This is a genomic window from Variovorax sp. J31P179, assembly GCF_030316985.1.
GTDB classification, from domain to species: Bacteria; Pseudomonadota; Gammaproteobacteria; order Burkholderiales; family Burkholderiaceae_C; genus Variovorax; species Variovorax ginsengisoli_B.
On the sequence record NZ_JASZYL010000002.1, the window covers coordinates 106,932 to 128,363 of the forward strand.

The following is a 21,432-nucleotide window of genomic DNA, read 5'->3' on the forward strand; positions in this document are numbered from 1 at the left end:
GTTGCACAAGCGAAAACCCAAGATGAGCCAGCCCACCTTCAGCGTCGCCGACATCCGCAAGTCGTTCCTCGATTTCTTCGCGACCAAGGGCCACACCGTCGTGCCCTCCAGTTCGCTGGTGCCGGGCAACGACCCGACCCTGATGTTCACGAACTCCGGCATGGTCCAGTTCAAGGACGTGTTCCTCGGCAGCGACCGCCGCCCCTACGTGCGCGCCGCCTCGGTCCAGGCCTGCCTGCGCGCCGGCGGCAAGCACAACGACCTCGAGAACGTCGGCTACACCGCGCGCCACCACACCTTCTTCGAGATGCTGGGCAACTGGAGCTTCGGCGACTACTTCAAGCGCGAGTCGCTCAAGTGGGCGTTCGAGCTCCTGACCGAGGTCTACAAGCTGCCCGCCGAGAAGCTCTGGGCCACGGTCTACATCGAGGATGACGAGGCCTACGATATCTGGACCAAGGAAATCGGCCTGCCGCCCGAGCGCGTGGTGCGCATCGGCGACAACAAGGGCGGCCGCTACATGTCCGACAACTTCTGGATGATGGCGGACACCGGCCCCTGCGGTCCGTGCAGCGAGATTTTTTACGACCACGGCCCAGGGATCGCCGGCGGCCCGCCCGGCAGCCCCGACGAAGACGGCGACCGCTACATCGAGATCTGGAACAACGTGTTCATGCAGTTCGACATGCAGCCCGACGGCAGCGTCAAGCCGCTGCCGGCGCCCTGCGTCGACACCGGGATGGGCCTCGAGCGGCTGGCCGCGATCCTGCAGCACGTGCACAGCAACTACGAGATCGATCTGTTCGACGCCCTCATCAAGGCGGCGTCGCGCGAGACCGGCGAGAAGGACCTGGGCAACAAGAGCCTGCGCGTGATCGCCGACCACATCCGCGCCACGGCGTTCCTGGTGGCCGACGGCGTGATCCCGTCGAACGAAGGCCGTGGCTACGTGCAGCGCCGGATCGTGCGCCGCGCCATCCGCCACGGCTACAAGCTGGGCCAGAAGAAACCCTTCTTCCACAAGCTGGTGCCCGACCTGGTGGCGCTGATGGGCGATGCCTATCCCAAGCTGCGCGCCGACGAGCAACGCATCACCGCCACCCTGAAGGCCGAGGAAGAACGCTTCTTCGAGACCCTGGCCAACGGCATGGAAATCCTCGATGCGGCACTGGCCGATGGCGCCAAGGTGCTGCCTGGCGAGGTCGCCTTCAAGCTGCACGACACCTACGGCTTCCCGCTCGACCTGTCGGCGGACGTCTGCCGCGAGCGCAACGTGGCGGTCGACGAGGCCGGCTTCAACGCCGCCATGGAAAAGCAGAAGGCCGCCGGCCGCGCGGCCGGCAAGTTCAAGATGGAACGTGCCGTCGAATACGGCGGCGCCGGCAACGTCTTCACGGGCTACGAGCATCTCGAAGAGAAGGCGACCGTGGTCGCGCTGTACTTCGAAGGCGCGCCGGTTGCGCAGTTGAACGAAGGCCAGCCGGGCATCGTGGTCCTCGACACCACGCCGTTCTACGCCGAGAGCGGCGGCCAGGTCGGCGACCAGGGCGTGCTGGTGGCCGAAGGCCTGCAGTTCGGCGTCGAGGACACGCAGAAGATCAAGGCCGACGTGTTCGGCCACCACGGCACCCAGACCCAGGGCACGCTGAAGGTCGGCGATGCGGTCACGGCCCGGGTCGACACCGATCGCCGCGCCGCCACCATGCGCAACCACAGCGCGACCCACCTGATGCACAAGGCGCTGCGCGAGGTGCTGGGCGAGCATGTGCAGCAGAAGGGCTCGCTGGTCGACGCCGACAAGACGCGCTTCGACTTCGCGCACAACGCCGCCGTCACCTCCGGCCAGATCCTCGAGATCGAACGCCGCGTGAATGCCGAGATCCTCGCCAACCACGCGACCCAGGCCCGGCTGATGGACATGGAGTCGGCCCAGAAGACCGGCGCCATGATGCTGTTCGGCGAGAAATACGGCGAGACCGTGCGGGTGCTCGACATCGGCAGCAGCCGCGAGCTCTGCGGCGGCACGCACGTTTCGCGCACCGGCGACATCGGGCTCTTCAAGATCACCAGCGAAGGCGGCGTGGCCGCCGGCGTGCGCCGGATCGAGGCGGTGACCGGCGCCAACGCGCTGGCCTACCTGCAACAGCTCGAGGCCACGGTGCACAGCGCGGCCGCGACGCTGAAGACGCCGGCCTCGGAGCTGCAGGGCCGGCTCGCGCAGGTGCTCGAGCAGGTGAGGGCGCTGGAGCGCGAGGTCGGCTCGCTCAAGGGCAAGCTCGCCTCGTCCAAGGGCGACGAGCTGCTGGCGCAGGCGGTCGACGTCAACGGCGTCAAGGTGCTGGCGGCCAAGCTCGACGGCGCCGACGCCAAGACCTTGCGCGACACGATGGACAAGCTCAAGGACAAGCTCAAGACCGCGGCGATCGTCCTGGCGGCGGTCGACGGCGGCAAGGTCCAGATCGCGGCCGGCGTCACGGCCGACACCATGGGCCGCGTGAAGGCCGGCGAGCTGGTCAACTTCGTCGCCCAGCAGGTCGGCGGCAAGGGCGGCGGCAAGGCCGACATGGCGATGGCCGGCGGCACCGACGCATCGGGCGTCCCGGCGGCGCTGAAGTCGGTGCAAGGCTGGGTCGCCGAGCGCCTCTAGCCATGGGGAGCGACGACGCGGCGCTCGACATCCTCGTGATGGGCGCCGGCACCATCGGCTCGTTCATCGGCGGCAGCCTGGCGGCATCGGGGGTACGTGTCGGCTTCGTCGGCCGGCCGCGCGTACTCGGTGCCCTGGCGCTGCAGGGCCTCACGCTGACCGACCTTGAAGGCCGTCGCACCCACGTGCCGCCAGCCGAGCTGCATCTCTTCGAACGCGTCCCCACCGACATCCGGCCGGCACTGGTTCTGCTCACGGTCAAGAGCGGCGCCACCGCCGAAGCCGCGGTCGAACTCGCCGCGGCGCTGCCGACCGGCACGCCCGTGGTGTCGCTGCAAAACGGCGTGGCCAACGCGCGCGTCGCCGCCGAGGCCGGGCCGGGCCTGCGGGTGCTGCCGGCCATGGTGCCCTACAACGTGGCCGAAGTCGGGCCCGCGGCCTTCCATCGCGGCACCGAAGGACGGCTGGCGGCCCAGGACGATGCCGCGCTGCGGCCCTGGGTGGCGGTGTTCGAACGCGCCGGGGTGCCGATCGATTTGCATGCCGACCTGCTGCCGGTGCAGTGGGGAAAGCTGCTCTTCAATCTCAACAATCCGGTCAACGCACTGTCTGGCCTGCCGCTGCGCGAGGAGTTGCTGCAGCGCGGCTACCGGCGTTGCTTCGCGGCGCTGATCGACGAGGCGCTGGCCGTGCTCGGGCGCGCCGGCATCACGCCGGCGCAACTGGGCGCGGTGCCGCCGGCGCGAATTCCGCCGATCCTGCGGCTGCCGACGCCGCTGTTCCGGCTGGTCGCGGCGCGGATGCTGCGCATCGATGCCAAGGCGCGCTCCAGCATGGCGGACGACCTCGCGCTGGGCCGGCGGACCGAGATCGATGTGCTCAGCGGCGAGGTGGTGCGGCTGGCCCAGAGCCACGGCATGCAGGCGCCGCTCAATGCGCGGATGGTCGAGCTGGTGGAGGCCTGGCCGGCCCGCCGCGAACGCTGGCCGGCGCGGCAGTTGCTGACTCAGTTGGGGTTGTAGCGTCCTTCGCGGTTCTCCACCCGCCGAGTGCCGGGGCGGGTGCGGAGGGCGGTGGGTAGCCCCCTCCGCGAATGTCCCCCGCCTTCGGCTCCTCCTTTATTTCGCTGCGGGGGCTACCCACCGCCCTCCGCACGGGACAAGCCGCGTCGTGCAGCCGATCGACGACCGCCGTGATGGATCACGTCGATGGTGTGCTCTGCGCAGCGAAATAAAGGAGGAGGCCGCAGGCCGGGGGACATTCGCGGAGCAGAGTACGCCGTCGGCGTGAGCCCGCCCCGAAGCAACCGCCCCGAATCATCCGCCCTCGTGGCGTCAGGCCACCGACGGCTTCCGTCCCTTGCGATAGAGGATCAGCGTCGCCATCAAGCCGCAGACCGCCGCTACGCTGAGCCACCAGGCCGGCGCCGCCTTGTCGCCGGTGGTCTCGATCAGCCAGGTCGAGATCGCCGGCGTGAAGCCGCCGAAGACCGCGGTCGCCAGGCTGTAGGCGAGCGAGAAGCCGACCACCCGGACCTCGACCGGCATCACCTCGGTCAGGGCCACGACCATGGCGCCGTTGTACATGCCGAACAGGAACGAGAACCACAGCAGCACGTCGAGCATGCGGCCGAAGCTGGGCGCCGCAGCCAGCCAGTGCATCGCCGGATAAGCCGTGAAGATGGCGAGCAGCGTGACCGCCAGCAGCAGCGGCTTGCGGCCGATGCGGTCGGACAGGGCGCCGCCGATCGGCAGCCAGATGAAGTTGGTGACGGCCACCAGCAGGGTCACGATCAGGCTGTCGCGCGCGCTCAGGTGCAGCACGGTGCGCCCGAAGGTCGGCGTGTAGACCGTGATCAGGTAGAAGGTGGTGGTGGTCATCGCGACCAGCAGCATCCCGCACAGCACCACGCGCCAGTTGCGGGCCATCGACTGGAACACCTCGCGGGTCGTCGGGTGGTGCTTGCGGGCCTGGAAGGCCTCGGTCTCCTGGAGCGAGCGGCGCAGCACGAAGATGCACGGAATGATCATGCAGCCAACGAAGAAGGGGATCCGCCAGCCCCAATCGGCCAGCACGGTTGGCGACAGCATCTCGTTGAGCCCGAAGCCGAGCGCTGCGGCCAGCACGATCGCGACCTGCTGGCTGGCCGACTGCCACGCCGTGTAGAAGCCCTTGTGGCCAGGCGTCGCCATCTCCGACAGGTAGACCGAGACGCCACCGAGTTCGGCGCCGGCGGAGAAGCCCTGCAGCAGCCTGCCGATCAGCACCAGCACCGGCGCCACCACCCCGATGGTCGCGTAGCCCGGCACGAAGGCGATCAGCACCGTGCCGCTGGCCATGATCCCCAGCGTGACGATCAGGCCCTTGCGCCGGCCGACCTCGTCGATGTAGGCGCCCAGCACGATGGCGCCCAGCGGCCGCATCAGGAAGCCGGCGCCGAACACCGCGAAGGTCAGCATCAGCGAGGCGAAATCGCTGCTGGCAGGGAAGAAGGCTTTCGAGATGTAGGTGGCATAGAAGCCGAACAGGAAGAAGTCGAACTGCTCGAGGAAATTGCCGCTCGTGACGCGCAGCACGGCGCCGAGCTTGGAACTGCTGGCCGGCGGCGCCGAAGGGGCGTTGGCGAGGGTGGCGGTGCTCATGGGATGTCTCCTGCGGGTCTGCAGCGCGGTGGCCGCACGGTCCGTCCATCGTAGGAGGCCAAGCTGTCGATCAGCCGTCGGCGCGCTCGGGGTATGTCCCGCCCCATGAGGTCAGGTCGCGCTCAGCGCCGCCGAGGTAGCGCCGGAATCTGCCCAATGAAGCATAGGGTTTTTACCTATATTTCATCGGCGTCCCACGGACTATTCTTCGTCCATCGTTTCATTACTAAATCAGTGATTCATTAGTGAAACAGAGCGAGTTTTCCCCAACGCCAAGGAATCGCCTCCCATGATGATCAAGAACTCCCGCCGCCAGATGCTGTCTCTCGCGCTCTGCGCCGCCGCTGCCGGCGCCGCCGGTCCGGGCTGGGCCCAGGCGTGGCCGACCAAGCCGATCACGCTCGTCGTGGCCTATCCGGCCGGTGGCGACACCGATGCGCTGGCCCGGTTGTTCGCCGAGAAACTCTCGGCACGGGTCGGCCAGCCGGTGGTGGTGGACAACCGCCCCGGCGCCAGCGGCGTTATCGGCAGCAGCTTCGTTGCCAAGGCGCCCGCGGACGGCTACACGCTGCTGGTCGCGCCGAGCACCTTCTCGATCGCGCAGATCGTGCTCAAGACCGGCGCCGGCGCCGGCTACGACGTGGTGAACGGCTTCACGCCCATCATCCAGACCGCGATGATGCCGCTGTTCCTGGTCTCCGGGCCCGGCAGCGGCGCCAAGAACCTGAAGGACATGGTGGCCGCCGCCAAGCGCAGCCCCGACCTGTCCTATGCCAGTCCCGGCAGCGGCTCGCCGATGCACATCCTCGGCGAGATGTTCAACAAGTCTGCCGGCCTGAACATCAAGCACGTGCCGTACAAGGGCGTCGCGCCGGCGATCAACGACGTGCTCGGCGGCCACGTGCCGCTGACCGTGGTCACCTACGGCCCGATCGCGCCCTACCTGCCAAGCGGCAAGGTCACGCCGCTGGCGGTGGCCGACAAGGCCCGTTCGCCACTCGCGCCCAACGTGCCGACGCTGGCGGAGCTGGGCTACAAGGACATCGAGGTGATGGCCTGGAACGGCATCTTCGGTCCCAAGGGGCTGTCGCCCGAGATCGTGAAGACGCTCAACGGCCACTTCAACGAGATCCTCAAGATGCCCGACGTCGCCGCCAAGATGGCGGTGTTCGGCGCGCTGCCGCTGGGCGGCACGCCCGAGACCCTGGGCAAGACCAACGCCGCCGACTTCGAGCGCTTCGGCCGCGTGATCAAGGAACTCGGCATCCAGGCCGATTAGTCATGGACCACCCCCGAAGCGCCTGCGGCGCCTCCCCCTCCAGGGGGCGATACCAGCGGCCTGGCAAAGCCAGATCCACGGTATCCCTGGCTTCGGCAGGCGCCAGTTTCATGCATCGCGGGTCCCACGATGCGCGGTGAACCCACTGACAAAGAAGATCCCATGACCCAGCCCAGCGGCACCCCCGACCAGCAGAGCCTGCAAACCCTTCTTGCGGAACTGCCCGCCAACCTGCTGGCCGGCCGCAAGGTGCTGGTCACGGGCGCGGCACGCGGCCTCGGCCTGGCCTTCGCCAAGTGCATCGCCGCCGCCGGTGGCGCCGTCGTGATGGCCGACATCCTGTCCGACCTGGTGCAGACCGAGGCCGCGGCGCTGCGGGCGGCCGGCTCCACCGCCCACGGACTGGCGGTCGACCTGTCGGACCCGGCCTCGATCGACGCCTGCGCCGAAGCGGCCGTCGCCGCGCTCGGCGGCCTCGACGGCTTGGTCAACAACGCGGCCATCACCAACTCCGGCGGCCGCGATGCGCATGCGCTCGAGATCGACATGTGGGACCGCGTGATGGCGGTCAATGTGCGCGGCACCTGGCTGATGAGCCGCGCCTGCCAGCCGGCGTTGGCCGCGAGCGGCCGCGGCGCGATCGTCAACCTGGCGTCGGACACCGCGCTGTGGGGCGCACCCAACCTGCTGGCCTATGCGTCGAGCAAGGGCGCCGTGGTCTCGATGACGCGCTCGCTGGCGCGCGAGTGGGGCGGCGAAGGCATCACGGTCAACGCCGTGGCACCCGGCCTGACCCTGGTCGAGGCGACCGAATACGTGCCGATGGCACGCCACCAGAAATACCTCGAAGGCCGCGCGATCCCGCGCGAGCAGCAGGCCGCCGACGTCTGCGGCGCGATGCTCTTTGCCCTCTCGGGCCTGTCGCGCTTCGTGACCGGCCAGCTGCTCGCCGTCAACGGCGGCTTCGTGATGCACTGATTTTTTCGACCAAGGAGTAAACCCGATGAGCGATTTGTCCGAACAACAGAAGATCGACGGCGCCGCCGACACCCTGGCGCAGCCCGAAGGCAGCAGCCTCCAGCAATGGATGGAAACGCGCATCGCGCGCTATGCCACCCGCAAGTACGACTGGGACGCGCTCAAGTTCCAGGCCGACCTCGATCCCAAGTTCCGCCGCGCGCAGATGCGCTACGTGGGCACCGGCGGCACGGGCGTCGCCAAGGACGTGAACACCGTGCCCGCCGAGAACTTCACCTTCTCGACCATGGTGATCCCGGCCGGCCACGAAGGCCCGCCGCACCTGCACACCGACGTCGAAGAAGTGTTCTTTCTGATCCGCGGCAAGCTCAAGGTCGTCATCGAGAAGGACGGCGAGCGCTTCGAGACCATCATGACCGACCGCGACCTGATCTCGGTGCCGCCGGGCGTCTACCGCGAAGAAATCAACATCGGCGACGAAGACGCGCTGATGTGCGTGATGCTCGGCGCCAAGAAGCCGGTGACGCCGACCTACCCGGCGGACCATCCGCTGGCCAAGATCAAGCGCTGATCCCCGGCATCGAGCACCAGCCCATGAGCGCCGCCATGAACCCCGCCGCGACCCTGCCGCCCTCCGAAGTGGCGCGCCTCGAAGCGCGCTTCCCCGCGCGCGCCGTGACGCTGCGCGGCGGCGGCGTGATGTCGGTGCGCGAATGCGGCAGCGGACCGGCGCTGGTCTGCCTCCATGGCATCGGGTCGGGCGCCGCGTCCTGGCTCGACACGGCCTTGCTGCTGGCGCCGCAGGCGCGCGTGCTGGCCTGGGATGCCCCCGGCTACGGCGCGTCGACGCCGCTCGCGCCCGCGCAGCCCACGGCCGCCGACTATGCCGAGCGGCTGGGCGCGATGCTCGACGCCCTCGACATCGACCGCTGCACGCTGGTCGGCCATTCGCTCGGCGCGCTGACCGCGGCGTCGGCGGCGCGGCCGGGCTCGGCGCTGGCTGAGCGGATCGCCCGGCTGGTGCTGATCAGCCCGGCCGCCGGCTACGGCGCGCCCGAACGTGCCGAAGAGCGCCGCCGCGTCCACGCCCAGCGCATCGAGGCCTTGTCCGGGGCCGGCATCGCCGGCATGGCGGCACGCGCCGACACCCGGCTGCTGTCTGCGGGCGCCGGCGAACAGGCACGGCAATGGGTGCGCTGGAACATGTCGCGCCTGAACGACGGAGGCTATCGGCAGGCGATCGAACTGCTGTGCGGCGGCGATCTGCTGGCCGACCTGCCGCCGGCCATGCCGGTTCGGGTGGCGTGCGGCGCGCTCGACGTCGTCACGCCGCCGGCCGGTTGCGCCGAGGCGGCTCGCAAGTGCGGCGTCCCGCTCGAAACGATCGCCGACGCCGGGCATGCCAGCTACGTCGAGCGGCCGGAAGCCGTGGCGGCGCTGCTGCGCGACGTTCTTGCCGCCTGACCGATCCCCAATTCAACGAAGAGAGACCATGGCAACCAACGACATCGAATCGATCGAAGAGGGCGCGGACCGCTACAACGTGCCGGCGCTCGAGCGCGGCCTGCGCCTGCTGTGCGAGTTCAGCCGCGAGCACCGTTCGCTGTCGGCGCCCGAACTCGCGCGCCGCTTCGACCTGCCGCGCTCGACCGTGTTCCGGCTCCTGACCACGCTCGAGAACATGGGCTTCCTCGAGCGCGCCGAAGGCGGCCGCGACTACCGCCTCGGCCTCGCTGTGCTGCGGCTCGGCTTCGAGTACCTGGCCTCGCTCGAACTGACCCAGCTCGGCACACCGCTGCTGCAGCGCCTGTGCGACGAGCTGCGCACGCCCTGCAACCTGGTGGTGCGCGACGGCCGCTCGATCGTCTATGTCGCCAAGGTCGCGCCGCCCACGCCCTTCGCCAGCTCGGTGACGGTGGGCACGCGGCTGCCGGCGCACGCCACCGTGCTGGGCCGCATCCTGCTCGAGGACCTGACCCTGGTGCAGCTGCGCGCGCTCTACCCGGAAGACAAGCTCGAGGCTTTCTCGCCGCGCACCCCGGTCACGGTCGACCAGCTGTTCGACATGGTCCAGGCCGACCGCCAGCGCGGCTACGTGCTGGGCGAGGGCTTCTTCGAATCCAACATCTCGACCATCGCCGCACCGGTGCGCGACCACAGCGGCCACATCGTGGCGGCGCTGGGCGCGACCATCACCTCGGGCCATATCGACGAAAGCCGCATGGACGAGATGGTGCAGCGCGTGCGCCAGACCGCCGACGAAATCTCCGGCCTGCTGAACTACGCGCCGGCCGCCAAGGGCCAGGTGATCCCGCTGCGCGGCGGCGACCTCGCAGCCTGAGTTGCGCACCATGACGACACCCCAGCTTTCACCCAACCTCTTCGCTGCCGACGCGCTGGCCGGCCGCGTGGCCGTGGTCACGGGCGGTTCTTCCGGCATCGGCCTGGCGACCGTCGAGCTGCTGCTCGACAGCGGCGCCGCCGTGGCGCTGTGCGGCCGCGATGCCGAGCGCCTCGACCGCGCGGTGGCCGGCCTGCGCGCGACGCGCCCCGGGGCGCGCCTCTTCGCCCGCACCTGCGACGTGCTCGACGCGGCATCGGTGCAGCGTTTCGCCGCCGACAGCGAAGCCGCGCTGGGCCCGGCCTCGATGCTGGTCAACAACGCGGGGCAGGGCCGCGTCTCCACCTTCGCCGACACCGACGACAAGGCCTGGAGCGACGAGCTGCACCTGAAGTTCTTCTCGGTCATCCATCCGACCCGTGCCTTCCTGCCGCAGCTGGTGGCGCAGCGCGCCGCCCTGGGCGATGCCGCGATCGTCTGCGCCAACTCGCTGCTGGCGCGCCAGCCCGAGCCGCACATGGTCGCGACCTCGGCCGCGCGGGCCGGCCTGCTGAGCCTGGTGCGTTCGATGGCGACCGAGTTCGCGCCGCAGGGCGTGCGTGTCAACGGCATCCTGATCGGCCTGGTCGAGTCGGGCCAGTGGCGCCGGCGCTTCGAGGCCCGCGCGCAGACCGAACTCGACTGGGACGCCTGGAGCGGCCAGCTCGCCCGCGACAAGCACATCCCGCTGGGCCGCCTGGGGCTTCCGATCGAAGCCGCGCGCGCCATCCTCTTTCTCGCTTCACCGCTCGCGTCCTATACGACGGGCAGCCACATCGACATTTCCGGAGGCCATTCCCGCCATGCATAACCCCAACCCCACCGTCACGGCCGGCGCAGTCGTCGCCGCCTTCCTCGAGCAATGCGGCGTCAAGGCGGCATTCGGCGTCATCTCGATCCACAACATGCCGATCCTCGATGCCTTCGCGCAGCGGGGCGCGATCCGCTTCATCTCGGCCCGCGGCGAGGCCGGCGCGGGCAACATGGCCGACGCCTATGCACGCTCCACGGCCAGCCTGGGCGTGTGCATCACCAGCACCGGCCCGGCCGCCGGCAACATCGCCGGCAGCATGGTCGAGGCACTGACCGCCGGCGCTCCCGTGCTGCACATCACGGGCCAGATCGAGACCCCCTACATCGACAAGGGGATGTCGTACATCCACGAGGCGCCCGACCAGCTCACGATGCTCAAGGCGATCTCCAAGGCGGCCTTCCGCGTGCGCAGCGTCGACAACCTGCTGGGCACCCTGAAGCGCGCGGTGCAGGTCGCGCTGACCGCGCCCACCGGCCCGGTCAGCGTCGAGATCCCGATCGACATCCAGTCCGCGCTGGTCGCGATGCCGGCCGACCTGTCGCCGCTGCCGATCGAGGCCGCCGTGCCGTCGAAGGCCGGCCTCGACGCGCTGGCCGCGGACCTCGCCAAGGCCAGGCGTCCGCTGCTGTGGGTCGGCGGCGGTGCCCGCCACGCCCGCGCGGCCATCCAGCGCCTGCAGAAGCTCGGCTTCGGCGTGGTCACCACCACGCAGGGCCGCGGCACGGTGCCCGAGGACGATGCCGGCTCGCTCGGCGCCTACAACATCCAGAAGCCGGTCGAGGCCCTCTACCAGACCTGCGATGCGATGCTGGTGGTCGGCTCGCGCCTGCGCGGCAACGAGACGCTGAAGTACGAGCTGAAGCTGCCGCGCCCGCTCTACCGCATCGACGCCGATGCGGCCGCCGAAGGGCGCTGCTACGCCACCGATGCCTTTGTCTGCGGCGATTCCGCGCTGGCGCTCGAAGGCCTGGCCGACCGCCTCGAAGCGGCCAGGTACAAGGCCGACCCCCAGTTGCTGGTCGACCTGCGCACCGCCCACGACCAGGCGGTCGCGACCTTGCGCGACGGCCTCGGCCCGTATGCCGAGCTGGTGCGCCGGATCCAGTCGGTGGCCGGACGCAACTTCAACTGGGTGCGCGACGTGACCGTCTCCAACAGCACCTGGGGCAATCGCGAACTGCGCATCTTCGAACCCAGCGCCGGCGTGCACGCCACGGGCGGCGGCATCGGCCAGGGGATGCCGATGGCGATCGGCGCGGCGATCGGCGCGGCGGTGACCGGTTCGGGCCGCCGGACCTTCTGCCTGGCCGGCGACGGCGGCTTCATCCTGAACCTCGGCGAACTGGCCTGCATGGTGCAGGAGAAGGCGCCCATGGTGATCGTGCTCATGAACGACAAGAGCTACGGCGTCATCAAGAACATCCAGGACGCGCAGTACGGCGGCCGCCAGTGCTACGCCGAACTGCACACGCCCGACTACGACCTGCTGTGCAAGTCGATCGCGCTGCCGCACGCCCGCGTGCAGAAGCTGGACGACCTGCCGGCGCGGCTCGACCAGGCCCTGGCCGGCGACGGTCCCTTCCTGCTCGAGATCGACATGCTCTCCATCGGCGGCTTCAAGAGCACCTTCGCCGGTCCGCCGACCAACACGATCACGCAGATTCCTGCGCTCGGCACGGCCAAGTGAGCGGAGCCCTTCGCATGTCCACCCCCACGCGCATTGCGCTCATCGGCTGCGGTGCCATCGGCAGCGCGATGCTCGAGCTGCTCCAGGCCGATGCGGCACTGGAGATCCAGGCGATCGTCGTGCCGGCCGATGCCTTCGCAGCGGCCCAGGCCACGGCAGAGCGGCTCGCACCCGGCGCGCAGGTCGTGTCTTGCGTTCCGCCCGAAGGCATCGACCTGGTGGTCGAGGCCGCGGGCCATGCGGCGATCGAGGCCCACGTGCTGCCGGCCCTGCAGCGCGGCACGCCCTGCGTCGTCGCCTCGGTGGGCGCGCTCTCGGCCCCGGGCCTCGCCGAGAAGCTCGAAGCCGCCGCGCTCGCCGGCGGCACCCAGGTGCAGTTGATCGCCGGTGCGATCGGCGCCATCGACGCGCTGGCCGCGGCGCGTGTCGGCGGGCTCGACGAAGTCCGCTACATCGGCCGCAAGCCGCCGCAGGCCTGGAAGGGCACACCGGCCGAGCAGGGCCGCGATCTCGCATCGCTGGCGCGCGAGACCGTGATCTTCGAAGGCAGCGCGCGCGAAGCGGCCACGCTGTACCCCAAGAACGCCAACGTGGCGGCCACCGTGTCTCTCGCCGGCCTGGGCCTGGACCGCACGCTGGTGCGGCTGATCGCCGATCCGGCGGTGGCCGACAACGTCCACGTGGTCGAGGCCCGGGGCGCCTTCGGCAGCTTCGAACTCACGATGCGCAACAAGCCGCTGGCCGCCAACCCCAAGACCTCCGCGCTGACGGTCTACAGCGCCGTGCGGGCGCTGCGCAACCGCGTCGCGGCGCTGGCGATCTGAACCGAGGAACCCCGATGATTTCTTCCGAACTCCTTCCCCTCAATGTCGCGGGCGAGTGGCGCCTGGGCGGCGGCGACGTCTACGAGAGCCTGTACCCGGCCACCGGCGAGCCGATCGCGCGCCTCCGGGCCGCCAGCCTGGCCGACGTCGACGAGGCCATCGAACGCGCGCACCACGCCTTCCTCACCAGCGGCTGGGCCCAGATGCTGCCGCACCAGCGCGCGAGCGTGCTGCACCGCGTGGCGCAGCTGATCCGCGAGCAGTCCGAAGCCCTGGCCCAGAAGCAGCGTCTCGACAACGGCAAGCCGATCAGCGAGACCCGCAACCTGGTGGCCAGCGCCGCCGGCACCTTCCAGTTCTTCGCGGCCGCGCTCGAGACCCTCGAAGACACGATCACGCCCTCGCGCGGCCCCTTCGTGACGATGAGCGTGCACGAGCCGATGGGCGTTGTCGCGGCGATCACGCCGTGGAACTCGCCGATCGCGAGCGAAGCGCAAAAGCTGGCGCCGGCGCTGGCCGCGGGCAATGCGGTGGTGGTCAAGCCGGCCGAGGTCACGCCGCTGATGGCGCTCGAACTGGCGCGCATCTGCGAAGAAGCCGGCGTGCCCAAGGGCATCGTCAGCGTGCTTCCGGGCAAGGGCTCGTTGATCGGCGACGCCATCACCAAGCATCCGCTGGTCAAGCGCGTGTCCTTCACGGGCGGCACCACCACGGGCAAGCACATCGCCCACATCGCGGCCGACAAGATGATGCCGGTGTCGCTCGAACTCGGCGGCAAGTCGCCGACCATGGTGCTCGAAGACGCCGACCTCGACCACGCGGTCGCCGGCGTGCTCTACGGCATCTTCAGCTCCTCGGGCGAATCGTGCATCGCGGGCTCGCGCCTGTTCGTCGCCCGTTCGATCTACGACGAATTCCTGACCCGGCTGGCCGAAGGCGCCAACGCGCTGCGCGTCGGCGACCCGGCGGCCGAGAACACCCAGATGGGCCCGCTGATCACGGCGAAGCACCGCGAGGGCATCGAGCGCTACGTCGAGCTCGGCGTGTCCGAAGGCGGCCGCATCCGCACCGGCGGCGTGCGCCCCCACGGCAACGGCCTCGACCGCGGCTACTTCTACACGCCGACGATCCTCGAAGGCCTGACCAACAACGCCCGCATCAGCCAGGAGGAGATCTTCGGCCCGGTGCTGGTCGCGATGCCTTTCGACGACGAGGAACGACTGATCCAGCAGGCCAACGACAGCGTCTACGCGCTGGCAGCCGGCGTCTGGAGCCGCGACTTCAAGCGCGCCTGGCGCCTCGGCCGCGCGGTGCAGGCCGGCACGGTCTGGGTCAACACCTACAAGCAGTTCTCGGTCTCGACCCCGTTCGGCGGCTGGCGCGACAGCGGCCTGGGCCGCGAGAAGGGCCGCGAGGGCATCTTCCAGTACATGGAGCAGAAGAGCATGTACTGGGGCACCAACGAGCAGCCGCTGCCGTGGGCCAACTGAAAGGACAACGATCATGAGCGTACTGGGCATCGACCAGATCACCTATGCGGCCGACGACCTCGCGGTCTGCCGCACCTTCTTCCAGGATTGGGGCCTCGTGCTCAAGTCCGAGGCCACCGACCAGCTCGTCTTCGAATGCCTCAACGGCTGCAAGGTGGTGGTCGCGGCGTTGGACAAGCCGGGCCTGCCGGCCGGCATGGAAGAGGGCCCGACCCTGCGTGAAGTGGTGTGGGGCGTCGAGAGCGACGCCGACCTCGCGCGCTATGCCGCGGCGATCGCCAAGGACCCGGGCTTCGTCGACGGCGAGGCCGATGGTGCCCGCCGCATCGGCTGCATCGACCCGAACGGCCTGGCCGTGCGGCTGCAGGTCAGCCGCAAGCATGCGGTCGAGGTCGACTGCGGCGCGATGAACACCTGGAACGCCAAGCCGCGCATCAACCAGGCCGCGCCGGTGTATGACCACGCGACGCCGATCGAGGTCGGCCACGTCGTGTTCTTCGTCAGCGACGTCAAGGTCACCAGCGCCTTCTACAGCGACCGTTTCGGCTTCGTCGCGTCCGACAGCTACCCGAACCGCGGCGCCTTCATGCGCTGCGCGCCCGAGGGTGGCCACCACGACCTGTTCCTGCTGCAGCTGCCTTCGGGCAAGCGCGGACTGAACCACGTGGCCTTCACCGTGCGCGACATCCACGAGGTGTTCGGCGGCGGGCTGCATTTCTCGCGCAAGGGGTGGGAGACGCAGCTCGGCCCGGGCCGCCATCCGGTGTCCTCGGCCTACTTCTGGTACTTCAAGAACCCGGCCGGCGGCCTGATCGAGTACTACGCCGACGAAGACCAGCTGACCGCCGAGTGGCAGCCGCGCGAGTTCGAACCGGGTCCGACGGTGTTCGCCGAATGGGCGGTCGACGGCGGCCTCGACGGCCACACGCGCCGTCAAAAAAATGCCGAAGGACCGAAGGGCGCCTTCCTGACCGAAAAGAAATGATCGAAATGCCAATGACACGACGCATCCCCCTTTGTCGACTGCTCGGCGCCGCCGTGCTGGCGCTGGCGGCCACCACCGCCGTGCAGGCGCAGAGCGAGGCCCAGAAGCAGCTGGCGGGCGACCGCTTCACGATCGTCTCGCCGTTCCCGCCCGGCGGGCCGGTCGACACGCTGGCGCGGGTGCTTTCCGACGGCCTCGCCAAGCGCTACGGCCAGCCGGCCGTGGTCGAGAACCTCGCGGGCGCGGCCGGCAACATCGGCATCGACAAGGTCAAGCGCGCCAAGGGCGACGGCCACACGCTGCTGGTGGTGCCGGCCGGCAACCTGACGATCAACCCGACCCTGATGCCGAACTTCCCGTTCGACATCCAGAAGGACTTCGTGCCGGTCACCATGCTGGCGACCGCGCCCAACGTGCTGGTCGCGACGCCGGGCTCGGGCTTCAAGAACGCGAAGGAAGTCGTGGCCCAGGCCAAGGCCAAGCCCGGCACCCTGTCCTATGCATCGCCCGGCGTCGGCAGCGGCCTGCACCTGGCGGGCGAGCTGTTCAAGCAGCAGGCGGCGGTCGACCTGCTGCACGTGCCCTACAAGGGCACGGCGCCGGCGCTCAACGATGTGCTCGGCGGTGTGGTGCCGCTGATGTTCAGCAACCTGCCGGCGACGCTGCCCTTCATCAAGAGCGGCAAGCTGGTCGCGCTCGGCGTCACCGAAGCCAAGCGCAGTCCGGTCGCGCCCGAGATCCCGACCTTGGCGGAGCAGGGCATCCAGGGCGTCAACGTGACCTCCTGGTACGGCCTGCTTGCACCGGCCGGAACCTCGCCGGCCGTTGCCGAGCAACTCGCCAAGGACGCCGCCGAGATCCTCGCCGCGCCGGCCGTGCGCGAGCGCCTGATGGCGCAGGGCATGACCGATGCCTCGATGAAGCCGGCCGAGTTCGCCGCCGCGATCCGCGACGAAACCGCCGTGTGGGCCAAGATCATCAAGGCCCGCAACATCGTCGCCGAATAACAAGAACCCGAGGAGACACCCATGCAATGCAATGAATCCACCATCGGCATCGTCGGTGCCGGCATCGGCGGGCTGGTGGCCGGCATCGCGCTGCAGCGCGCCGGCCACGACGTGGTCGTGTTCGAGCAGGCGAAGCAGTTCGCCCGCGTCGGCGCCGACATCAACCTGACGCCCAATGCGGTGCGCGCCCTCGACGGCCTCGGCGTCGGCGAGGCAGCCCGCACGACCGCCGCCCGGCCCAGCCATCGCATCAGCCGCACCTACGACAGCGGCGAGGAAACCTCGCGCCTCGAGATGGCCGACTCGGCCGAAGCGAAGTACGGCGCGCCGCAGCTCACGATCCACCGCGCCGACCTGCTGGCCGCGCTGGCCGACATGTTCCCGGCCGAACGCGTGGCGCTCGGCAAGCGGGCGCAGTCGATCACGCCGGACGCCGAAGGCGTCGACCTGCGCTTCGAGGACGGCAGCAGCGCGCGCGTCGGCCTGCTGATCGGCGCCGATGGCATCCACTCGGCGGTGCGCACCGCGATGTTCGGCGCCGAGAGCCCGCGCTTCACGGGCATCGTGGCCTACCGCGCGGTGGTCCCGGCCGAGCGCGTCGCCAGCGTGCCGAACCTCGGCGCCTTCACCAAGTGGTGGGGGCCGAACCCGCAGAGCCAGATCGTCACCTTTCCGCTGAACCGCGGGCGCGACATCTTCATCTTCGCCACCACGCCGCAGGACACCTGGCATCTCGAATCGTGGACCGCGCCCGGCAGCGTCGACGAACTGCGCGAGCAGTACGTGGCCTACCACCCCGACGCCCGCGCGCTGCTCGATGCCTGCGACACGGTGCTCAAGACGGCGCTGTACGAGCGCGATCCGATGCCCGCCTGGGCCCAGGGCCGGATGGCGCTGCTGGGCGACGCCGCCCACCCGATGCTGCCCTTCATGGCGCAGGGCGCCGGCATGGCGATCGAGGATGCCGTGGTGCTGGCCCGCCATCTCGAGGGCGTGCCGATGAGCGACGCGGCGGCCGCGCTGAAATGCTATGAGCAGGCTCGCATCGAGCGCGCCAGCCAGGTGCAGCTCGGATCGCGTGGCAACAACTGGCTGCGCGAAGGCGGCAACGCCGACTGGGTCTACGGCTACGACGCCTGGGCGGTGCCCGTGGCGCTCGCGGCGTAGGCAGAGGCCTCCCACGGCCACCCCCCGACAACCTCTTTTTTTCCGATGGAGCGACCCATGACCGACCGTTATCTCGATCCCCACCAGGCGCGTCAGCGCACCCCTACCACCTACGAGGACCTGCTCGGCGACGCCATCGAGCGCGCCTTCGCAGCCGGCGTGCACGACCTCGCCGGGCTGGTCGAACGGCTCAACGACAGCGGTCTCGCGAGCCCCAGCGGCAAGGCCTGGACCGAGGCCATCTACCGCGAAGAGATGGCGACCCTCGGCGCCTGAGCCCCGGGCCGCCGATTTTTTCCCACAAGAGGAACCCCACCATGACCCCCTCCCGCGAAGACCCCGTCGACCAGTTGCTCGAGATCGGCCTGAAGGATCTCTGGTATCCGATCTGCCCCACCGGCTTCATCAAGGAATCGCCCGTGTCGCTGCGCCGCCTGGGCCGCAAGTTCGCCCTCTGGCGCGACCACGGCGGCAAGCTGCACGCGCTCGAAGACCGCTGCCCGCACCGCGGCGCGCCGCTGTCGCAGGGCGTGATCCTCGGCGACCGGCTTTCATGTCCGTACCATGGCGTCGAGGTCCGCTGCGACGGCGTCGCCGTGCGCGTGCCCGGCAGCCCCGGCTGCAAGCTCGAAGGCTCGCAGGCTACGCGCTTCTTCCACGTCGAGGAGCGCGCCGGTGCGGTCTGGCTCTACAACTCGAAGGAGTCGGTCGAGACGCCGCCGCCGCTGGTGCTGCCCGAGCAGTTGACCGACGACGAGCAGTACTCGAGCTTCCTCTGCTATGCCGAGTGGAAGGGCGACTACCGCTACGTGCTCGACAACGTCATGGACCCGATGCACGGCACCTTCCTGCACAAGCAGTCGCATTCGATGGCCGAGGGCGATTCGACCGCCAAGTTCGGAATCCGCGCGACCGACACCGGCTTCGTGTTCGAGAAGGAAGGCCAGCGCAACGTCAACTTCGACTGGACCGAGTGGGCCGACACCGGCATGCACTGGATGCGCCTGGAGATCCCCTACCCGAAGACCGGCGGCCCCGGCGGCAACTTCATCATCGTCGGCAGCTACACGCCGATCTCGCCGACGCTCTCGTGCGCCTTCCACTGGCGCGTGCGCAAGCTGGCCAAGGGCTGGGAGCGCGACACCTGGCGCTTCCTCTACAAGAACCGCCTCGAGGCGCGCCACTGGCACGTGCTCGAACAGGACCGCGTCCTGATCGAGAACATGGAGCCCGACGCCAACCAGCACGAACAGCTCTACCAGCACGACCTCGGCATCGTGCGCCTGCGCCGCCACCTGCGCGGCCTGGCCCAGCAGCAGCTCGAAGGCGCGAGCGCCTGATCAACGCGCGGGCCGCGTCACCGAGGCGCGCGGCCCACCGACCCACCCATCGTCGAGGTTTCCCATGTCTTCCCCCACGCTGAACGCCCTGGTTCACACGATGCGCTACGAAGCCGACGGCATCGTGAGCGTCGAGTTCCGCCCGGCTTCGCCCGAGGTGGATTTCCCCGCCTTCGAGGCCGGCTCCCACATCGACCTGCACTTGCCCAACGGGCTGGTGCGCAGCTATTCGCTGTGCAATCCGTCGACCGACCGCCAGCGCTACGTGGTCGGCGTGCTGAACGATCGCAAGAGCCGCGGCGGCTCGCGCTACGTGCACCAGCAGCTGCGCGTGGGCATGACACTCGCGATCTCGCATCCGCGCAACAACTTCAAGCTGGAAGAGGGCGCCGGGCGCTCGGTGCTGGTGGCGGGCGGCATCGGCGTGACGCCGATCTGGTGCATGCTGCAGCGGCTGGCCGCGATCGGCAAGCCGGCCGAGCTGATCTATTGCGCGCGCTCGCGCAAGGAATCGGCCTTCGGCGAGGCGATCGCCGCGCTGGCGGCCGAGAAGGCCATTCCGCTGACCTGGCACTTCGACGAAGAGAAGGGCGGCCCGCCCGACCTCGCCGCGCTGCTGGGCGGCAAGGGCGCCGACAGCCACTACTACTGCTGCGGCCCGACGCCGATGCTCGACAACTTCGAGAAGACCTGCGAGCAGCTCGGGCTCCCGAACGCCCACATCGAACGCTTCGCCGCCGTGCACGTCGAGGCGCCGAGCGCCACCCAGAGCTACGTGGTCGAGTGCGCGAAGAGCGGCAAGACGGTCGAGGTCCCGCCCGGCAAGTCGATCCTAGACAGCCTGATCGACGCCGGCCTCAACCCCGACCACAGCTGCAAGGAAGGCGTCTGCGGCGCCTGCGAGACCAAGGTGCTCGACGGCGAGGTCGACCACCACGACGGCATCCTGACCAAGCTCGAACGGGCGTCGAACAAGACCATGATGATCTGCGTCTCGGGCTGCAAGCGCGGCCCGCTGGTGCTCGACATCTAGGGCAAAGAAGAGTTCATCAACAGAGGGAGGAAGACATGAAGAGATTTTCGGTGGCCGCGGCCGCCTGCGCAGCCGCGTCCGGGGCCGGCGCGCAATCGAGCGTGACAGTGTTCGGCGTCGTCGACGCGGCACTCACCTACACCACCGGGTCGGGCCCGGTGTCGTCGAGCAAATGGCAGCTCACCAACAGCGCCAACACCTTCAGCCGGCTCGGCTTCCGGGGGACAGAAGACCTCGGCGGCGGTCTGGCGGCGAGCTTCTGGCTCGAGTCCGGCCTGCAGAACGACACCGGCACCAGCTTCGGCACCAACATCAACAACCAGCGCAACGGCAACGTCGGCGACGGCGGGTTGATCTATGGGCGCCGTTCGACCGTGAGCCTGTCGGGCCCCTTCGGCGAAGTGCGGCTGGGCCGCGACTACACGCCGACGTTCTGGAACACGGCGTTGTTCGACCCCTTCGGGACCGGCGGCGGCATCGGTGCCAACCAGATCTACTTCAGCAGCCTGGGCGGCCTGAGCGCACCCACCGGCACGCGGGCCTCGAACAGCGTCGGCTACTTCCTGCCGCCCACGCTCGGCGGCTTCTACGGACAGCTGATGGTGGCGCTGGGCGAGAACCCCTCGAACGCCGTGCTGCCCGGACCCGTGCCGCTGTCGATCGAGGACGACGGCGACTACACCGGGATGCGCGTCGGCTATCTCAACGGCCCGTTCAACGTGGCCCTCTCGACCGGACGCACAAAGTATGCGGTGGGCGACCTGAGGGTCACGAATCTCGGCGCTTCCTACACCTTCGCCTCCTTCATGGGCCTCAGGGTGATGGGCGAGTACTACACCGACTCGCTCGGCGAGGTCGACGGCAAGGGCGCACTGCTGGGCTTCAACCTGCCGGTCGGCACCGGCGAGATCAAGGCTTCGTATGCGTGGTACCGCCGGGAACCGGGCTTCGACCTGCCGCGGCCTACCGTGGGCAAGTTCGCACTCGGCTATGTCTACAACCTGTCCAAGCGCAGCGCGGTCTATGCGACCGCCGCCTGGCTGACCAACAGCGACGGCGCCGCGCAAGCCCTCGGTGGCGTCCTGACCTCTCCCGACCACGGCTCGCGTGGCACAGAGTTCGGATTGCGCCACGCCTTCTAGTCCCTTACTGCAGGAGC

19 protein-coding genes are annotated in these 21,432 nt (G+C 69.4%); 18 read left to right on the forward strand and 1 reads right to left on the reverse strand.

Going from position 1 to position 21,432, the window contains the following annotated elements:
- The first annotated feature begins 22 nt into the window (after nucleotides 1-22).
- Together alaS and QTI17_RS04830 are read left to right on the forward strand one after the other, a co-directional pair.
- On the forward strand, nucleotides 23-2,647 hold the full coding sequence (gene alaS, locus QTI17_RS04825; protein WP_286531525.1) for an alanine--tRNA ligase: 2,625 nt from the start codon (nucleotides 23-25) through the stop codon (nucleotides 2,645-2,647).
- 2 nt (nucleotides 2,648-2,649) lie between these two features.
- Nucleotides 2,650-3,669 (forward strand): 2-dehydropantoate 2-reductase, encoded by a 1,020-nt coding sequence (locus tag QTI17_RS04830; protein ID WP_286531526.1) that lies wholly within the window; start codon nucleotides 2,650-2,652, stop codon nucleotides 3,667-3,669.
- Nucleotides 3,670-3,981: 312 nt separating this feature from the next.
- Here QTI17_RS04830 and QTI17_RS04835 read toward each other — a convergent pair whose 3' ends face one another.
- A complete protein-coding gene (locus tag QTI17_RS04835) occupies nucleotides 3,982-5,289 on the reverse strand; it encodes an MFS transporter (protein ID WP_286531527.1) in 1,308 nt (435 codons plus the stop codon).
- 295 nt (nucleotides 5,290-5,584) lie between these two features.
- Here QTI17_RS04835 and QTI17_RS04840 point away from each other — a divergent pair, with 295 nt between their 5' ends.
- The 16 genes from QTI17_RS04840 to QTI17_RS04915 all read left to right on the forward strand — a co-directional run bounded on the left by QTI17_RS04840 (nucleotide 5,585) and on the right by QTI17_RS04915 (nucleotide 21,415).
- Complete coding sequence (locus tag QTI17_RS04840) at nucleotides 5,585-6,568, forward strand: Bug family tripartite tricarboxylate transporter substrate binding protein (protein ID WP_286532141.1); 984 nt, start codon at nucleotides 5,585-5,587, stop codon at nucleotides 6,566-6,568.
- Between the two features lie 162 nt (nucleotides 6,569-6,730).
- A complete protein-coding gene (locus QTI17_RS04845; RefSeq protein ID WP_286531529.1) occupies nucleotides 6,731-7,546 on the forward strand; it encodes an SDR family oxidoreductase in 816 nt (271 codons plus the stop codon).
- A gap of 25 nt (nucleotides 7,547-7,571) precedes the next feature.
- On the forward strand, nucleotides 7,572-8,117 hold the full coding sequence (locus QTI17_RS04850; protein WP_286522628.1) for a cupin domain-containing protein: 546 nt from the start codon (nucleotides 7,572-7,574) through the stop codon (nucleotides 8,115-8,117).
- 23 nt (nucleotides 8,118-8,140) lie between these two features.
- Nucleotides 8,141-9,010 (forward strand): alpha/beta fold hydrolase, encoded by an 870-nt coding sequence (locus QTI17_RS04855; RefSeq protein WP_286531531.1) that lies wholly within the window; start codon nucleotides 8,141-8,143, stop codon nucleotides 9,008-9,010.
- A gap of 28 nt (nucleotides 9,011-9,038) precedes the next feature.
- Nucleotides 9,039-9,887 carry an IclR family transcriptional regulator gene (locus QTI17_RS04860; RefSeq protein ID WP_286522624.1) on the forward strand — a complete coding sequence of 283 codons (849 nt, stop codon included), beginning with the start codon at nucleotides 9,039-9,041 and terminating at the stop codon, nucleotides 9,885-9,887.
- A gap of 10 nt (nucleotides 9,888-9,897) precedes the next feature.
- On the forward strand, nucleotides 9,898-10,737 hold the full coding sequence (locus QTI17_RS04865; RefSeq protein WP_286531532.1) for an SDR family oxidoreductase: 840 nt from the start codon (nucleotides 9,898-9,900) through the stop codon (nucleotides 10,735-10,737).
- Nucleotides 10,730-12,427 carry a thiamine pyrophosphate-binding protein gene (locus QTI17_RS04870; protein WP_286531533.1) on the forward strand — a complete coding sequence of 566 codons (1,698 nt, stop codon included), beginning with the start codon at nucleotides 10,730-10,732 and terminating at the stop codon, nucleotides 12,425-12,427. Before QTI17_RS04865 ends, QTI17_RS04870 begins: the two co-directional genes overlap by 8 nt.
- A 14-nt stretch (nucleotides 12,428-12,441) precedes the next feature.
- Nucleotides 12,442-13,251, forward strand: a complete 810-nt coding sequence (locus QTI17_RS04875) for an aspartate dehydrogenase (protein ID WP_286531534.1) — start codon at nucleotides 12,442-12,444, stop codon at nucleotides 13,249-13,251.
- 14 nt (nucleotides 13,252-13,265) lie between these two features.
- Nucleotides 13,266-14,741: an aldehyde dehydrogenase gene (locus QTI17_RS04880; RefSeq protein ID WP_286531535.1), complete on the forward strand. Its 1,476-nt coding sequence runs from the start codon at nucleotides 13,266-13,268 to the stop codon at nucleotides 14,739-14,741.
- A gap of 13 nt (nucleotides 14,742-14,754) precedes the next feature.
- Nucleotides 14,755-15,726 (forward strand): VOC family protein, encoded by a 972-nt coding sequence (locus tag QTI17_RS04885; protein ID WP_286531536.1) that lies wholly within the window; start codon nucleotides 14,755-14,757, stop codon nucleotides 15,724-15,726.
- An 11-nt stretch (nucleotides 15,727-15,737) separates the two neighbouring features.
- Nucleotides 15,738-16,733: a Bug family tripartite tricarboxylate transporter substrate binding protein gene (locus QTI17_RS04890; RefSeq protein WP_286531537.1), complete on the forward strand. Its 996-nt coding sequence runs from the start codon at nucleotides 15,738-15,740 to the stop codon at nucleotides 16,731-16,733.
- Nucleotides 16,734-16,754: 21 nt separating this feature from the next.
- Nucleotides 16,755-17,900 (forward strand): FAD-dependent monooxygenase, encoded by a 1,146-nt coding sequence (locus tag QTI17_RS04895; RefSeq protein WP_286531538.1) that lies wholly within the window; start codon nucleotides 16,755-16,757, stop codon nucleotides 17,898-17,900.
- 57 nt (nucleotides 17,901-17,957) lie between these two features.
- The gene (locus QTI17_RS04900) at nucleotides 17,958-18,176 is read left to right on the forward strand and encodes a recombinase-like helix-turn-helix domain-containing protein (protein ID WP_286531539.1); all 219 of its coding nucleotides are present in this window, start codon (nucleotides 17,958-17,960) and stop codon (nucleotides 18,174-18,176) included.
- A gap of 41 nt (nucleotides 18,177-18,217) precedes the next feature.
- Nucleotides 18,218-19,240 (forward strand): Rieske 2Fe-2S domain-containing protein, encoded by a 1,023-nt coding sequence (locus QTI17_RS04905; RefSeq protein WP_286522609.1) that lies wholly within the window; start codon nucleotides 18,218-18,220, stop codon nucleotides 19,238-19,240.
- 64 nt (nucleotides 19,241-19,304) lie between these two features.
- The gene (locus QTI17_RS04910; RefSeq protein WP_286531540.1) at nucleotides 19,305-20,273 is read left to right on the forward strand and encodes a PDR/VanB family oxidoreductase; all 969 of its coding nucleotides are present in this window, start codon (nucleotides 19,305-19,307) and stop codon (nucleotides 20,271-20,273) included.
- Between the two features lie 35 nt (nucleotides 20,274-20,308).
- Entirely contained in the window at nucleotides 20,309-21,415 is a 1,107-nt protein-coding gene (locus QTI17_RS04915; RefSeq protein WP_286531541.1) for a porin, read from the forward strand.
- Nucleotides 21,416-21,432 lie beyond the last annotated feature (17 nt).